Raw genomic sequence first — 15,374 nt, 5'->3', positions numbered from 1 at the left:
CCCGCGGGCTCACGCAGGCACGGGCACACGGGCACACGGGCACACGAAAAACGAGGACCCCGCTGCCAGGGGCAACGGGGTCCTCGTTCACATGGGAATTGTGGAGATGGCGGGAATCGAACCCGCGTCCAACGGTGCGGAACCAGGGCTTCTCCGAGTGCAGTTCGCTACGCTTTTCTCGGCCCCGGAGGTCACGCGAACAAGCCTCCGACAGGCCCAGTCACTGTTAGATTTCCTTCAGAACCCCGTGACCGGGCTCAGAAGTTTAGATCCCTTGTTGATGCCAGGATCCGGGTCGGGATCACCCCCGGGCTGACACTCCGCAGAGTCTTCGCTAGCTGCTAATTAGGCAGCGAGGGCGAAGGCGGAGGAATCGCGCTTGGAATTGGCGATTATTGGTTGCGACATATGGTTTACGAGATCATTGCCGCTTCCTCGACTCGCTTCCCCTGCTTCGACATCCGCTGTCGAAACCGATCATCCCCATGTTGATTTTTCAATCCGCGCACCTTCTGTGAGGTGCACGGCCCATCGTACGTGACCAACGCACGCGGATGCCACCGTATTCCGGCGGCTCCGGGGCGCCGGCCCCGGGCCGGGTGGCGCTACGCGCTGCGCTGGCGCCGCCGGGCCGCCGAGATCGCGCGGTTCGTCTCCCGCGTGTCCTGCTTCTCTCGCAGCGTCTGGCGCTTGTCGTACTCCTTCTTGCCCTTCGCGAGCGCGATCTCGACCTTGACGCGGCTGTCCTTGAAGTACAGCGCGAGCGGCACGATCGTGTGGCCCGTCTCCTGCGACTTGGACTGCAGCTTGTCGATCTCGGCCCGGTGCAGCAGCAGCTTGCGCTTCCGCTTGGCCGCGTGGTTGGTCCAGGTGCCCTGCACGTACTCGGGGACGTGGATGTTGTGCAGCCACGCCTCGCCGTTGTCGATCTGGACGAAGCCGTCGACGAGCGACGCCCTGCCCATCCGCAGCGACTTGACCTCCGTGCCCATGAGCACGAGACCGCACTCGTAGGTGTCGAGGACGTGGTAGTCGTGCCGCGCCTTCTTGTTCTGCGCAATCATCTTGCGCCCGGTGTCTTTTTCCTTGGCCATAGTGCGGTCATTTTCGCACTACGACCCACCCCCGAGGCCACTCAATACCGTCTCGCCCCTCTGCTGGGCCTCCTGACCCGCCCCGACGTCCGGGGTGATGCCGCTCCCCTCGACGCTGCGGCCCGCCGGAGTGCGGTAGTGCCCGACGGTCAGCTCGGCGACGGAGCCGCCCGGCAGCTCGCTGGGCATCTGCACGGACCCCTTGCCGAAGGTGCGCGACCCGACGGTCACGGCCCTGCCCCGGTCCTGGAGCGCACCGGTCAGCAGCTCCGCCGCGCTCATCGTGCCGCCGTCGACCAGGACGACCACCGGCCGCTCGGTGTCCCCGCCCGGCTCGGCGTAGAGGGCCCGCTGCTCACCGTGCACGTCGTAGGTGGCGACGAGCCCGCCGTCCAGGAAGGCGGACGAGGCGGTGACGGCCTCGGTGACCAGACCGCCCGAGTTGGCCCGGAGGTCCAAGAGGATGCCGGCGTCCCCGGGCGCCTCGTCCACGGCCTCGCGGACCGCGGTGCCCGCGCCCCTGGTGAACGCCGCGACCTTGATCAGCACCGCGGACTCGGGGTCCTCGCCCAGCCGCCGCACGCTGACCGGCTGCATGGTCAGCCGGGCCCTGCGGAGCGTCGTGGTCCAGGAGTGCCCGCCGCGGCTCAGCCCGAGCACCACGGAGGTGCCCTCGGCCGCCCCCTCGCGGTCCCCGCGCAGCAGTGCGACGACCTCGGCGACCGGGCGCTTCTCCACGCGACGGCCGTCCACGGTCCGCAGCAGGTCACCCTTGCGCACCCCGGCCGCACGCGCGGGGCTGCCGGGCTGGACCCCGGTCACGGTGACCTCGCCGCGGGCCGAGCGCCGGGCCGAGATGCCCACACCGGTGTACGAGCCGTCGAGGGCGCGTTCGAAGTCCTCGTACTCCCGCTCGTCGTAGACCGCGCCCCAGCGGTCCCCGCTGCGGCTCACGACCTCCTCGGCGGCGTCCGTGCCGGACTTCCCGTCGGCCTCGGCGTCGGCTGCGGCCTCCGCGATCTCCTCGCGGTCCACGGAACCGACCGTGGAGGACACCGAGCGCGTCTGTATCTCCGTGCCCGCACCGTCCTCGTGGGGCAGGGACCCGGTGGCCGCGGCGGTGGCCAGCACGCTCGCGAACACCAACGTCAGGGCCGCCCCGCGGCGGAGACCGCGGGGTTTCAAATGGTACGTATGGCCCGGCATGTGGCCGAGTGTAGGACAACGCCCCGTCCGCACACGGCTCGTTGGCCGCATGCGGGACGGGGCGCACGTCACACCTTGAGGTACTTGCGCAACGCGAAGAGAGCGGCAACGGCGGGCATCAGCAACCCGATCGCGATGACCAGGGGGAGCTTGGTGAGCACCGCTTCCCAGCCGATGAAGTCGATGAGGTTCAGCTTCTCCTGGAGCGCGAGGCCGCCGTCGATCAGGAAGTACCGGGCGGCCAGCAGGATCACGCAGGCGAGCAGTCCGCCGATCAGTCCGGCGAACGCGGCCTCCATGATGAACGGCATCTGGATGTAGAAGCCCGACGCCCCCACCAGCCGCATGATGCCCGTCTCCCGTCTCCGGCTGAACGCCGAGACGCGGACGGTGTTGACGATGAGCATCAGCGCGATGACCAGCATCAGCGCCATCAGGAAGATCGCGGCCACGTTCATGCCGTTCATCAGCCCGAAGAGGTTGTCCAGGATGCTGCGCTGGTCCTGGACGGACTGCACCCCGTCACGGCCGGCGAAGGCCGTCGCGACCACCTTGTACTTCTGCGGGTCCTTCAGCTTGACCCGGAACGACTCCTGCATCTGGTCCGGCGTGATGTTGCCGGCCATCGGCGAGTCGCCGAACTGCTCCTGGTAGTGCTTGTACGCCTGGTCGACCGTCTCGAAGAGGACCGGCTTCTCGACGGCCTCCATCTTCTCGAGGTCCGCCTTGATCTCCTTCTTCTGCTCCGCCGTGACAGCACCCTTGGCGCACTTGGGCACGTCCTTGGCGTCGTTCTTGTTGCAGAGGAAGATCGAGACGTTGACCTTGTCGTACCAGTAGGTCTTCATCGAGCTGACCTGCTCGCGCATCAACAGCGCACCGCCGAACAGGGCGAGCGAGAGGGCGACGGAGACCACGACCGCGAAGGTCATCGTGAGGTTTCGACGAAGACCGACGCCGATCTCCGACAGGACGAACTGGGCGCGCATGGCGTCCTTTCAGTACTCGATGCTCAGTGCTGGTAGCCGTAGACGCCACGCGCCTGGTCGCGTACGAGACGGCCCTGCTCGAGCTCGATGACGCGCTTGCGCATCTGGTCGACGATGTTCTGGTCGTGGGTCGCCATGATCACGGTGGTGCCGGTCCGGTTGATCCGGTCCAGCAGCTTCATGATGCCCACGGAGGTCTGCGGGTCGAGGTTGCCGGTCGGCTCGTCCGCGATCAGCAGCATGGGGCGGTTGACGAACGCCCGCGCGATGGCGACGCGTTGCTGCTCACCGCCGGAGAGCTCACCGGGCATCCGGTCCTCCTTGCCCCCCAGACCGACGAGGTCGAGCACCTGCGGCACGGCCTTGCGGATCTCGCCGCGCGGCTTGCCGATGACCTCCTGCGCGAAGGCCACGTTCTCGGCGACGGTCTTGTTGGGCAGAAGGCGGAAGTCCTGGAAGACCGTTCCCAGCTGGCGGCGCATCTGCGGCACCTTCCAGTTGGACAGCCGCGCGAGGTCCTTGCCGAGCACATGGACCATGCCCTGGCTGGCGCGCTCCTCGCGGAGGATGAGCCGCATGAAGGTGGACTTGCCGGAGCCGGATGAGCCCACCAGGAAGACGAACTCACCCTTCTCGATGTCGAGTGAGACGTCCCGGAGAGCTGGACGGCTCTGCTTCGGGTAGGTCTTGGAGACGTTGTCGAATCGGATCACGGATGCACCACGGTCGGCCGGGGGTAGGTGTGCGTGACCATACGCGAAGCGGGTGTACGCGTGCAGTCGGCGTCCTTCAATGAGGGATTTGTGACGGAAAGCGGCAGGGAACGAAACAGGGCGTGCCGGACCTTGTACGGCGGGCCGCGCCGAAATCGCCGCGAGCTGGCACAGTGGTAGGGGGAACGGTTGCGTTTCCCTGAGCGTTGTGCGGAGAGAACGTGAATGCGGCTCCGCCGCGCGGGAGGAGGACTGCGCATGACCTACGACCGACTGGTGTGCGCGAACTGCGCGGCGCCCGTGAGCGAGGGCCGCTGCCGCGTCTGCCGTGCGAGCCGCGAGCGGATGCAGGAGCAGGGGCTCTTCGCGGGGCTGAATCCGGCGATGCTGATCGCCCTGATGGTGATCCTGGTGGCCGCCCTGGCGCTGCTGGCGCACCAGGCCGTCTGAGCGGGAGACCGCCCCCCACCGCCCGGCGGGGCCCAGACGCGCGCGTACGGCCGCAGGAGCGGTTCCGGTACACGAAAGGGCCCGGGAGGCCATGACGGCTCTCCCGGGCCCTTCCTCGTGCGCGTACGGACGTCAGGCGGCCGTACGACCGCCGCCCGCCAGACGCGGCAGGATGCGGAAGCCGATGCCACCGGCGATCATCGTCGCGGCGCCGACCAGCAGGAACGTGGTCTCGGCCGCACCGGTCTCGGCGAGCTCGTCCTTGCCCTTGCCCTGCTCGACCGGCGTGTTGCCGACGCTGTCGGTGTCGGTGTTGTCGGCGCAGGCGGCACCGTCGAGGTCGACGGTGCAGGTGCCGGCGCCGTCGTCCGGGTCGGACGGGCCGGGTGTGCCGGTGGACCCGCCGTCGGCGCCGCCGTCAGCACCGCCGTCAGCACCACCATCGGCGCCACCGTCAACGCCACCATCGGCGCCACCGTCAACGCCGCCATCGGCACCGCCGTCAGCACCGCCGTCAGCACCACCATCGGCACCGCCGTCAGCACCACCATCGGCACCGCCGTCAGCACCACCATCGGCACCGCCATCGGCACCGCCGTCAGCACCACCATCGGCACCACCATCGGCACCGCCGTCAGCACCACCATCGGCGCCGCCATCGGCACCGCCATCGGCACCGCCGTCAGCACCACCATCGGCGCCACCGTCAGCACCACCATCGGCGCCACCGTCAGCACCACCATCGGCACCGCCGTCAGCACCACCATCGGCGCCACCGTCAACGCCGCCAGCACCGCTGTCGCCGCCGCCGTCAACGCCGCCTGCGCCGCTGTCACCATCGTCGCCGTCGGCCGAGCCGACCTGGACGCTGACGCTGGCGTCCTCGCCGTCGAGGCCCAGCCCGAGGCCGATGCCCGAGGCCTGGGCGGCGCCCGCCGCGGTGAGCGAGGCACCTGCGGCGATAACCGCGCAGGCGGCTATGCGCGCGACGCGGATCCGCGTCTTCTTCGTCATCTGTTGCTACCCCCAGTAGCTGATCTCGTCGATGGAGCAGCCCTATGCGGTCCACGGCCCTGCGGGGTCAACGCTCTGCAGGGCCACGCCGTACCGTGGTCATCCCGCCCGCCCCCGATCACACCTGTCCCAGACATACGCGTGCTGCCCTAGCACCCTGTCCAGAGTTAAGGACTACGTCAAGGCCGTTCCAGGTGCGTACGGGGCGATATGAGGGTTCTTGACGGCTATTCGGAATCACGACTGTGACTCATTCGCCACGTCTTCCCCCCAACTGCCCCGGGCCACGGGCCGGATGGAACGCACCGGGGCCCGGGCAGGAAACCTGCCCGGGCCCCGGTCGCCGTACGCGTACGGCTACTTCTCGCTCTGCTTGCGCCAGCGGATACCGGCCTCGACGAAGCCGTCGATCTCGCCGTTGAACACCGCTTCCGGGTTGCCCATCTCGAACTCCGTACGCAGGTCCTTGACCATCTGGTACGGGTGCAGGACGTACGAACGCATCTGGTTGCCCCAGGAGTTGCCGCCGTCGCCCTTGAGCGCGTTCATCTTCGCCTGCTCCTCCTGGCGGCGGCGCTCGAGGAGCTTCGCCTGGAGGACGTTCATCGCGGACGCCTTGTTCTGGATCTGCGAGCGCTCGTTCTGGCAGGAGACGACGATGCCGGTCGGCAGGTGGGTCAGGCGCACCGCGGAGTCCGTGGTGTTGACGCCCTGGCCGCCGGGGCCCGAGGAGCGGTAGACGTCCACGCGCAGCTCGGACTCGTCGATCTCGACGTGGTCGGTCTGCTCGACGACCGGCAGCACCTCGACACCCGCGAAGGACGTCTGGCGACGGCCCTGGTTGTCGAAGGGCGAGATCCGGACGAGCCGGTGGGTGCCCTGCTCGACGGAGAGCGTGCCGTAGGCGTACGGCACCTCGACGGCGAAGGTGGTCGACTTGATGCCGGCCTCTTCGGCGTACGCCGTCTCGTAGACCTCGGTCTTGTAGTTGTGCCGCTCGGCCCAGCGGAGGTACATGCGCTGGAGCTTCTCGGCGAAGTCCGCCGCGTCGACGCCGCCCGCCTCGGCCCGGATGGTGACCAGGGCCTCACGCGCGTCGTACTCGCCGGAGAGGAGGGTACGGACCTCCATCTCGTCGAGCGCCTTGCGGACCGACTCGAGCTCCGCCTCGGCCTCGGCGAGCGTGTCGGCGTCGCCCTCGTCCTCGGCGAGCTCGAAGAGGACTCCGAGATCGTCGATACGGCCGCGCAGGGCCTCGGCCTTGCGGACCTCGGCCTGGAGGTGCGAAAGCTTGCTGGTGATCTTCTGCGCCGCCTCCGGGTCGTCCCAGAGGGACGGCGCCGCCGCCTGCTCCTCGAGCGCGGCGATGTCGGCCCTCAGCGCATCCAGGTCCAGGACGGCCTCGATCGACCCCATGGTGGAGGAGAGGGACTTCAGCTCTTCGGAAATATCGACGACTGCCACGGGTCCAGCGTAACGGCTGGACGAGTGAACCTGTCCCTCCCCCGGATCAGGGGGCCTCGCGGGCCGTCCTCAGGGGCCCGCGGGCGCCGAATTCCGCGTGTCGTCGGGGGCCGGGCCCGCGTCGTCGCCGCTCGTGGCGAGCCAGCCGCCCACCCCTATGGCCGCACACAGGGCGACGGCGGCCGCACCGAGGGTGATCCGGCGCTTGCGGACGGCCGCGGCCTTGTTCCTGGCCGAGCCCGGACGGGGGCGGCCGGGGGCGCGCGGGGCGCGGGCGGTGCCCAGGGGGCCGCCCGCCAGCTCGTCGGGCGCCGGGACGCGCATGCTCGTGTGGGTGTCCCGGTTGGAGTCCGGTGAGGAGCCCGGCACCAGCGGGACCGCGCCGCGGCGGCGGGGCTCCTCGGGGGCCGGGGTGTACTGCTGCTCGTCGTACGCCTGGGGTTCGGCCTCGGCGTCGGGCTCGTCGACGTCGAGCGGGGGTATCCCGGACAGCAGCGGGAGGATCTCCCGCAGCCGGGTGGCCAGCTCCGAGGCACGCAGTCTGGACGCCGGGGCCTTGGCCAGGCACTGCACCAGGAGCTGCCAGAGCTCCTCGGGGATGCCGGGGAGCGGGACGACCGTCTCGGTCACATGGCGGCGCAGCACGGCGCCGGGGTGGCCGCCGCCGAAGGGGGTGAAGCCGGCGAGGAGCTCGTAGAGCACGGTGGCGAGGGCGTAGATGTCCACGGCGGCGCGCGGCGGGAGGCCCTCGACGATCTCGGGGGCGAGGTAGTCCGGCGTACCGATGATCTTGGTGGCCTTGGTGCGGCGCGGGGTGTCGATCAGTTTGGCGACGCCGAAGTCGGTGAGCAGCGCGGGGTGCGAACCGCCGGGGCCGAGCGGGCCCTCCATGTCGAGCAGGATGTTCTCCGGCTTGACATCGCGGTGCACCACTCCGGCGCGGTGCGCGGCGGCGAGGCCGTCGGCGACGTCCGCGATGATCGCGGCGGCGGCCTCGGGCGCGAGACGGCGCTCGCGGTCGAGCCGGGTACGCAGATCCGTGCCCCGCACGAGATCCATCACCAGCGCCAGGTCGGTGCCGTCCACCACGAGGTCGCGCACGGCGACGACGTGGGGATGCCCGAGCCCGAGCAGCGCGGTGCGTTCCTGCACGAAGCGGCCCACGAGCTCCTGGTCGGACGCGAGGTCCTCGCGGAGCAGCTTGATGGCGACGGGGCCTTCCGGCCCCTCGCCGAGCCACACCGTGCCGGCGCTGCCGCGCCCCAGGATCTGGTGGGCGGTGTACCGGCTGCCGATATTCCGTGCCAAGACTGCTCCCTCAGCGGCTGGCGTTGACCCCCGGTCGACAAAGTTACGCGGCGAACGGGGTGTTGCGTGCCCTGGATGGCGCCAACCTTCACTTCTGCGGGCGAATTGGGCCCGCAGAAGTCGACAAAGACACAGAGCTGGTGTTCTTACTGTCCGGTCAGGTCGTTCGAACTGCTGCCGAGGCTCTCGAACCAGCCGGTGACCTCGGAGATGCCGTCACCGATCGCCTCCCAGTAGCCCTTGCCCTGGGCGATCCAGTCCTGGAGCGGAGTCAGCTCCCAGATGAGCCAGCCCGCGACGATCAGCAGCACCACCGTGAACAGGCACCCCTTGAGGCAGCCGAGGCCCGGGATGCGCATCGGGTTGGCGCTGCGCTGCCTGGGCTGGCGCGGGGCCGGCTGCTGGGGCGGGGGCTGCTGCGGGGGCGCGTACTGCTGGCGCGGGGCCGGCTGCTGGGGCCGGCGCTGCTGCGGCTGCTGGTAGGGCTGGGGCTGCTGCTGCGGCTGGTACTGCTGCGCGCGCTGCGGCTGGGGGCGCTGCTGCTGCGGGCGCTGCTGCTGGGCCCCCGGCTGCTGCTGGCGCTGAGGGCGGCGGCGCAGCGGGTCCTGGCTCGGGTCGAGGTACTGGACCTGCGTCTGCTCGTTGCGGTCCCTGGCCGCCCGGAGCTGGGACTGCCACGGGTGCGGCTCGTCGGGGCGCGGGGGACCGTCGGGGCGCGGCGGCACGGGCGGCATCATCGCGGTCGGGTCGGCCCCGCCGCCCGGGGTCTGCCGCATCACGCTGGTCGGGGCCGCCGGGTCGTACGAACCCGCGTTGCTCGGCAGGACCTGCGTCGGGTCGGCAGCGCCCGGGGTGTCCGGGACGGCGGCGGGCGCCGGGTCGGGGGCGAGCAGGGCGCCCACGCCCTCGGCGGCGGCGATCTGCGCCGAGTTGGCGTGCACCCCGATGCCCGCGCCGACGGTACGCAGCGCGCGGGCGAGGTTCACGGCGCTGGGCCGCTGGTCCGGGTCCTTGCGCAGGCAGCGCTCGATGACCGTCCACAGCGGTTCCGGGACGGTGCTGGGGCGGCGGGGCTCCTCGCTGAGGTGCCGGTGCAGCACCTCCAGCGCGGTGCCCCCGGCGAACGGCGGGCGGCCCGTGACCAGTTCGTACAGCAGAATGCCCGCGCCGTAGATGTCCACGGCGGAGGTCTGCGGCCGGCCCTCGGCCGACTCGGGTGCCACATAGGCGGGCGTGCCGACGAACTCATGGGTGCGGGTGAGCCCCGGGGAGTCCGCGAGGCGCGCGATGCCGAAGTCGGTGAGCATCGGCTTCATGCCGCCGTCGCGCTCGTCGAGCAGCACGTTGGCGGGCTTCAGGTCGCGGTGCACGACGCCGTCGGCGTGGCTCGCGGCGAGCGCGTCCGCGATCTGGGCGGTCAGCAGCGAGGCGGCGACCGGGGTGAGCGGGCCGTTCTCGCGGAGGTAGCGGTGCAGGTCGGGACCGTCGATCAGGTCCATCACGAGGGCGAGCAGATCGCCCTCGACGACGAGGTCCCGGGTGCGCACGATGTTCGTGTGGGTGAGCCGCAGCAGCACGGAGCGCTCGCGCAGGAAGCGCATCACGACATCCGCGTCGTTGGCGAGCTCCTCCTTGAGCACCTTGATCGCGACGGTCTCCCCGGGCTGCCCGGCGACGGCCGCCTCGGCGCCCGCGGTCTCCCGCTGGCGGGCTCGCCAGACGGTGCCCGTGGCGCCGCGTCCGAGCGGCTCCTCGAGCAGGTACTTGCTGCCGACTGGCCGCACGTCACGCGCTCCCTGCTGATCGATGTGCTCGCGGTCCCCCGGGGCCCGCCGGATGTTCCGGCCCACTCTAGTGCCGCCGTACAGGGCACCGGCCGGTCGTACTCCGGTCGTGTTCCTGCTGTGTTCAGGGGAAGACGCTTACACGAAAGAGATGGTTGCCGAACGAGTGTGCAGGACCTTTCCGGCAGGACCAAGCAGGCACTTTTACGCCCACACTCGGCCATTCATGATCACTGAGCGGCCACCCCCGGGCGTGTTGTCAGTGGCAGGTGCGAGGATGCCTCCAGCACGGAACTGTGGGGTCGGGAGCCTCACCCTCCGTGACGACCTGTACCGGACGACGCGTCCGTGCCGGGTGGGGGGAATCACAGGGCATCTCCCCCTGCCGGGCACCCCGCGCAGAAGGGACCGCTGACGGCGATGCAGATCCGGCTGACCGTCCTCGCGCCGCGCAGCGGCCAGACCGCGGCGCGCGCCTGCGACGTGCTCGTCACCGCCCCGGCGGGGACCGCCCTCGCGGCCGTCGCCTCCGGCCTGGCCACGGCGGTCGCGGGCCCCGAGGGCTCCCTGGGCGGCGGCGCCACCGTGCTCTACGCCGGGCGGGACCGGCTCGACCCGCAGCGCTGCGCCCTCGGCGAGCCGCCGCTGGTGGACGGCGCGGTGCTCTCCCTCCAGGTGCCCGGGGAGGGCGAGGCCGTGGACGACACGGTTCCGGCCAGGCTGCACGTGATCGCGGGACCGGACGCCGGAGGGGTCCATCTGCTGCACGGCGGGCAGATCCGCATCGGCCGCTCCGCCGAGGCCGACGTCCCGCTCGACGACCCCGACGTCTCACGGCTGCACTGCGCGGTGACGGTCTCCGAGGACGGCAGGGTCTCCGTCGCCGACCTGGGCTCCACCAACGGCACCTCGCTCGACGGCACCGAGGTCCGCGACCGCCCGGTCCGGCTCGTGCCGGGCGCCCTGCTGCGGCTCGGCGAGTCCACGCTCCGGCTCACGCCCGGCGCCCGCACACCCACGCTGACGACCACACCCGACGGCGAGGGCCATCTGAGGGTGGCCAGACCCGATGCGGGCGGCGGCCGGGCACCGGACGCCGAGGGCGGCGCGGACACGGGCGGCGAAGGACACGGCCACGCCTACAGCCCCGCTCCGGCGGACCACGGCCCGCACGATCCGTACGACGAGGGCCCGGCGGGCCACGACGCCCACCGGGACGCGGACCTGCCGCAGGTCACCCACGGCCGCGGCTTCGACGCCACGCAGGGCGAGACCCCCCGGCGCGGCGGCATAGGCGCCTGGGCCCGGCGCCTCACCGGCGGCAAGGGCGAACCGGCTCCCGGAACGCCCGCCGGCACCGCCCCGGCCACCGGACCCGCCGCGCACCCCCCGTCCGAGCCCCTCCGCTCCCCCTCGGCCCCCGCCGGGACCTGGCCGGACCCCGCCACCGTGCTGCTCACCGCGCTCGGCCCCGGGCCCCGGCTGTGGGAGCGCGACCCCTCGCACCCCGAGGCCCTGGTCGTGCGGCTCGGGACGACGGAGCGCGCCGACCTGCCCGCCGTGCCGGTCACCGTGGGACTGCGGGAGGCCGGTTCGCTCGGCCTCGCGGGACCCAGGGCCAGGCTGTCCGGGCTCGCCCGCTCGACGGTCGCGCAGCTCGCCGCGCTGCACTCCCCCTTCGACCTGGAGATCGTGCTGATCAGCACGGACCGGGCCCGGAGCCCCGAGGAGCGCCGCCGCGAGTGGTCCTGGCTCGGCTGGCTGCCCCATCTGCGCCCCATGCACGGCCAGGACTGCCGTCTGCTCCTCGCGTACGACCGGGAGCAGGCGGGCGCCCGCGCGGCGGAGCTGGTGCGCCGCCTGGAGGAGAGCCCGCTCGGCCCCGGCTGGGCCAGCGCCGACCGGAGCACCGTCGCCGAGGCCGCCCGCCGGCACACCGGGCCGTACACCGTGGTGATCGTGGACGGCGACCCGGGCTCCGCCGCGCTGCGCGAGACCACGGCCGCGCTGGCCGGGGCCGGAGCCGCCGCCGGAATCCATCTGATCTGTCTGGCCGAGACCCCGGCAGCCTCCCCGACGTCCCCGGTCACCGCGACCTACGACAGCGCGTGCCGGGCCTCGATCGCCTTCCGTGAGTGCGGGGCGGTCGCCATGCTCAGCGGCGATGTGGCGACCGCGCTGCGGCTGCTGCGCACGGCGGGCGGCCAGGCGGCGGGCCACGGCACGGTCGCCTCGGTGGACGCCGTGTCGGCGGCCTGGGCCGAGCGGTTCGGGCGCGCCCTCGCCCCGCTTCGCGACGAGGGCGCCGCCGCCCTGCCCGGCCGGCCCATGGCGGCGGCCCTGCCCCCGTCCGCCCGGCTGCTGGACGAGCTGGGCCTCGCGCGGGCCACCCCGGCCTCCCTGATGGCGCGCTGGGCCTCCACCGCCGAGGTCCAGCCGGGCGCGACGGTGCGCGCGGCTCCCCAGCCCGGCGCCGACCTGAACACGACGAGCTCGGGCCGCACCCTGAGCACCGGCCCCCGGGTGGGCGCGCAGCGCGAGTCCCCGGACTCCGAGCGCACCCCCTTCCTGGGCACCGGGCCCACCAGCTCGGGTCCGGGCCGCTCCGTCTATCCTCCGGCGGCCGCGAGCGGCTCCCCCCGGATCGGCGCGCAGAGACGCGACAGCGGGGCCCCCGCTCCCGCGGCCCCCGCCGGCGGTTACGCGGGACGGCCCGTGGTCGTGCTCGGCGCGGGGCCCCGCGGCCCGCTCTCCGTCGACCTGGCCGACGAGGGACCTCACCTGCTGATCGAGGGGCCTCCCGGAAGCGGGCGCACGGAGCTGCTGCGCGCCGTCGCCGCGTCCCTGGCCTCGGCCGCACGCCCCGACCGGCTCGGCATACTGCTGATCGACGGAGCGGGAGGCGAGCACGGCGAGGGCCTCGGCCCCTGCCTGGAGCTGCCGCACGTCTTCACGCGTCTGGTGGCCTCCGACCCCGTACGGATGAGGGAGTTCGCCCAGGCACTGGGCGGCGAGCTGAAGCGCAGAGCGGAGCTGCTCGGCGGCCTGGACTTCGCCGAATGGCACGCGCGGTACGAGGAGTCGCAGACGCTCGGGGGCCGGCACGCCCCGGGCGCCGCCGAGCAGCGCGGTGACATCGAATCGCCTGCCAGCGGCACCCTGCGGCTGCGGCCGGCCGCGGCCCGTCCCGTGGACCCGGGCCCCTCGCCCCTGCCGCGGCTCGTCGTCCTGGCCGACGACTTCGACGCCCTGGTCGCCCCGGCGCTCGGCAGCCCCGGCCGCCCGTCCGCCGGTTCCGTGGTGCGGGTGCTGGAGGCCGTGGCCAGGGACGGCGGGCGCCTCGGCGTCCATCTCGTCGCCGCCTCGGGCCGCCCGGACCGCACCGAGGACACGGAGCTGGCCAGGGGCGCCAGGCTGCGCATCGTGCTCGATCCGCCGGTCGTTCCCCCGTCCCCCGACGAGGCCGCTCCCGGCCGGGGCCGTCTGGGGCATCCGGACGGCCGGGTGACGCCGTTCCAGGGCGGCCGGGTGACCGGGCGCATCCCGCGCACGGCGACCCTGCGCCCGACCGTCGTACCGCTGGAGTGGGAGCGGATGGGCGATCCGCCGACCCGCAGACCCGTCCGCGAGCTGGGCAACGGACCCACCGACCTGGCCCTGCTCGCCAGCGCCCTGGAGCGTGCGGCCCGCTCGGTCAACGCCGAGCGGCTCCCCCCGCTGGTCCCGTACCCCCTGCCCTCCTGAGAGCCTGCCGGGGCCCCGGGAGCCCCTCCTGGGGCAGGTCCGGCGCGACGTCACGAGCCCATCACGATCAGTGAGTTGGGGTCGGCGGCGGTATTGCGGCCCCGGGACGCCGGGCATAGGACTGAGCGCACGGACGACGTGAACAGCGCGATGTGTGACGTGAGCGGCACCGCAGAGTCCCACCGTGGGTGCCGGTCCGCACACATGCGCGCGCAGGAGAGACGGGGCAAGGGATGCGCAGAACCCTTCGAATGCGTAGGGCAGCACTGGTGTTCACCGCGATCGGAGCGCTGGCCCTCACCGGCTGTGGTGGTGACGGGGACGGCGGCGGCAAGGACAAGGCGAGCAAGGGGCCGGACAAGAGCTCGGACAGTGCGTCGAGCGTGAACCTGCCGAAGCTCGACGGCCAGAAATTATCGGTGGCGGCGGTCTGGACGGGACCCGAGCAGGCCAACTTCACCAAGGTGCTGGACGAGTTCGAGAAGCGCACGGGGGCCACGGTCACCTTCGTCCCGGCGCAGGACCCGATCGTCAACTTCCTCGGTACGAAGATAGCGGGCGGCCAGCCCCCGGACGTCGCGATGATCCCGCAGGTGGGCGCCATCCAGCAGGCGGTGGCCAAGAAGTGGGCCAAGCCGGTCGGCAACGAGGCGCGGGCACAGCTGGGCCAGAACTACTCCAAGGTCTGGCAGGACCTCGGCGCGGTCGACGGCACCCAGTACGGCGTCTACTTCAAGGCCGCCAACAAGTCCCTGATCTGGTACAACGCCAAGGCGTTCGAGAACGCGGGCGCGAGCGAGCCGAAGACCTGGAAGGACTTCATCGCCACGGCCGAGACGGTCTCCGCCTCCGGTGTCACACCGGTCTCCGTCGGCGGCGCGGACGGCTGGACCCTCACCGACTGGTTCGAGAACATCTATCTCTCCCAGGCCGGACCGGAGAAGTACGACCAGCTCGCCCAGCACGAGATCAAGTGGACGGACCCGTCCGTCAAGGACGCGCTGACCACCCTGGCCGAGCTCTTCGGCAATCCGAGCCTGATCTCCGGCGGAGCCGACGGCGCGCTCCAGACGGAGTTCCCCGTGTCCGTCACCCAGACGTTCACCGGCGGTGACCAGCCCAAGGGCGCGATGGTCTTCGAGGGCGACTTCGTCTCCATCAACATCGCGCAGACCAAGGCGAAGATCGGCACGGACGCCAAGGTGTTCCCCTTCCCGGCGGTCGGCGCGGAGTCCCCGGTGGTGACCGGCGGGGACGCGGCGGTGGCGCTCAAGGACGGCGAGGGCGCCCAGGCGCTGCTGACCTGGCTCGCCTCGACCGACGCGGCGAAGATCTGGGCCGAGGCCGGCGGGTTCATCTCGCCCAACAAGTCGCTGGACGCGGCGGCCTACCCCAACGACGTGCAGCGCAAGATCGCCGAGGCGCTGATCGCGGCCGGTGACGACGTCCGGTTCGACATGTCCGACCAGGCCCCGCAGTCGTTCGGCGGGACGCCCGGCAAGGGCGAGTGGAAGACGCTCCAGGACTTCCTGAAGAACCCGAAGGACATCGCGGGGACCCAGGCGAAACTGGAGTCCGACGCGGCCAAGGCGTACACGAGCTGACGGG

11 protein-coding genes and 1 other RNA gene are annotated in these 15,374 nt (G+C 72.0%); 3 read left to right on the top strand and 9 right to left on the bottom strand.

All coding sequences use genetic code 11. The features are described from left to right. Positions 1-98: 98 nt before the first annotated feature. From ssrA to ftsE, 5 genes are all read right to left on the bottom strand, one after another. Positions 99-485, bottom strand: a transfer-messenger RNA (tmRNA) gene (ssrA, locus tag ACWCQM_RS03385). Between the two features lie 120 nt (positions 486-605). Continuing rightward, positions 606-1,094, bottom strand: coding sequence for an SsrA-binding protein SmpB (gene smpB, locus ACWCQM_RS03380; RefSeq protein WP_073746239.1), 489 nt, complete (start codon positions 1,092-1,094; stop codon positions 606-608). Between the two features lie 18 nt (positions 1,095-1,112). Further along, entirely contained in the window at positions 1,113-2,300 is a 1,188-nt protein-coding gene (locus ACWCQM_RS03375) for a S41 family peptidase (protein ID WP_450913675.1), read from the bottom strand. Positions 2,301-2,368: 68 nt separating this feature from the next. Then, the gene (ftsX, locus tag ACWCQM_RS03370; RefSeq protein ID WP_073746235.1) at positions 2,369-3,289 is read right to left on the bottom strand and encodes a permease-like cell division protein FtsX; all 921 of its coding nucleotides are present in this window, start codon (positions 3,287-3,289) and stop codon (positions 2,369-2,371) included. A 23-nt stretch (positions 3,290-3,312) separates the two neighbouring features. Further along, positions 3,313-4,002: a cell division ATP-binding protein FtsE gene (gene ftsE, locus ACWCQM_RS03365; RefSeq protein WP_014046319.1), complete on the bottom strand. Its 690-nt coding sequence runs from the start codon at positions 4,000-4,002 to the stop codon at positions 3,313-3,315. Between the two features lie 258 nt (positions 4,003-4,260). On the opposite strand from ftsE, the gene ACWCQM_RS03360 reads away from it, so the two are divergent. Beyond that, entirely contained in the window at positions 4,261-4,452 is a 192-nt protein-coding gene (locus tag ACWCQM_RS03360) for a hypothetical protein (protein ID WP_073746233.1), read from the top strand. Positions 4,453-4,584: 132 nt separating this feature from the next. Here ACWCQM_RS03360 and ACWCQM_RS03355 read toward each other — a convergent pair whose 3' ends face one another. From ACWCQM_RS03355 to ACWCQM_RS03340, 4 genes are all read right to left on the bottom strand, one after another. Next, the gene (locus ACWCQM_RS03355; protein ID WP_450913674.1) at positions 4,585-5,466 is read right to left on the bottom strand and encodes a hypothetical protein; all 882 of its coding nucleotides are present in this window, start codon (positions 5,464-5,466) and stop codon (positions 4,585-4,587) included. Between the two features lie 357 nt (positions 5,467-5,823). Continuing rightward, positions 5,824-6,930, bottom strand: a complete 1,107-nt coding sequence (gene prfB, locus ACWCQM_RS03350) for a peptide chain release factor 2 (protein ID WP_073746229.1) — start codon at positions 6,928-6,930, stop codon at positions 5,824-5,826. 69 nt (positions 6,931-6,999) lie between these two features. Beyond that, positions 7,000-8,238 carry a serine/threonine-protein kinase gene (locus ACWCQM_RS03345; RefSeq protein ID WP_450913673.1) on the bottom strand — a complete coding sequence of 413 codons (1,239 nt, stop codon included), beginning with the start codon at positions 8,236-8,238 and terminating at the stop codon, positions 7,000-7,002. A 146-nt stretch (positions 8,239-8,384) separates the two neighbouring features. Beyond that, on the bottom strand, positions 8,385-10,022 hold the full coding sequence (locus ACWCQM_RS03340; protein ID WP_450913672.1) for a serine/threonine-protein kinase: 1,638 nt from the start codon (positions 10,020-10,022) through the stop codon (positions 8,385-8,387). Between the two features lie 420 nt (positions 10,023-10,442). Between ACWCQM_RS03340 and ACWCQM_RS03335 the strand changes: the two genes are divergently transcribed. Together ACWCQM_RS03335 and ACWCQM_RS03330 are read left to right on the top strand one after the other, a co-directional pair. Continuing rightward, a complete protein-coding gene (locus tag ACWCQM_RS03335; protein WP_450913671.1) occupies positions 10,443-13,766 on the top strand; it encodes an FHA domain-containing protein in 3,324 nt (1,107 codons plus the stop codon). 233 nt (positions 13,767-13,999) lie between these two features. Then, a complete protein-coding gene (locus tag ACWCQM_RS03330) occupies positions 14,000-15,370 on the top strand; it encodes an ABC transporter substrate-binding protein (protein WP_450913670.1) in 1,371 nt (456 codons plus the stop codon). Positions 15,371-15,374: the final 4 nt, after the last annotated feature.

It is taken from the genome of Streptomyces sp. NPDC002125, from assembly GCF_053593715.1.
The sequence above is the reverse complement of the archived record's forward strand: the minus strand, read 5'-3'. Positions and strand labels throughout refer to the sequence as shown.

Bases quoted from the DNA above. Each gene is read 5' to 3' on its own strand.
- ACWCQM_RS03330 (WP_450913670.1), top strand. From the start codon at position 14,000: ATGCGCAGAACCCTTCGAATGCGTAGGGCAGCACTGGTGTTCACCGCG.
- ACWCQM_RS03360 (WP_073746233.1), top strand. From the start codon at position 4,261: ATGACCTACGACCGACTGGTGTGCGCGAACTGCGCGGCGCCCGTGAGC.
- ftsX (WP_073746235.1), bottom strand. From the start codon at position 3,289: ATGCGCGCCCAGTTCGTCCTGTCGGAGATCGGCGTCGGTCTTCGTCGA.
- ACWCQM_RS03335 (WP_450913671.1), top strand. From the start codon at position 10,443: ATGCAGATCCGGCTGACCGTCCTCGCGCCGCGCAGCGGCCAGACCGCG.
- ACWCQM_RS03355 (WP_450913674.1), bottom strand. From the start codon at position 5,466: ATGACGAAGAAGACGCGGATCCGCGTCGCGCGCATAGCCGCCTGCGCG.
- ACWCQM_RS03375 (WP_450913675.1), bottom strand. From the start codon at position 2,300: ATGCCGGGCCATACGTACCATTTGAAACCCCGCGGTCTCCGCCGCGGG.
- smpB (WP_073746239.1), bottom strand. From the start codon at position 1,094: ATGGCCAAGGAAAAAGACACCGGGCGCAAGATGATTGCGCAGAACAAG.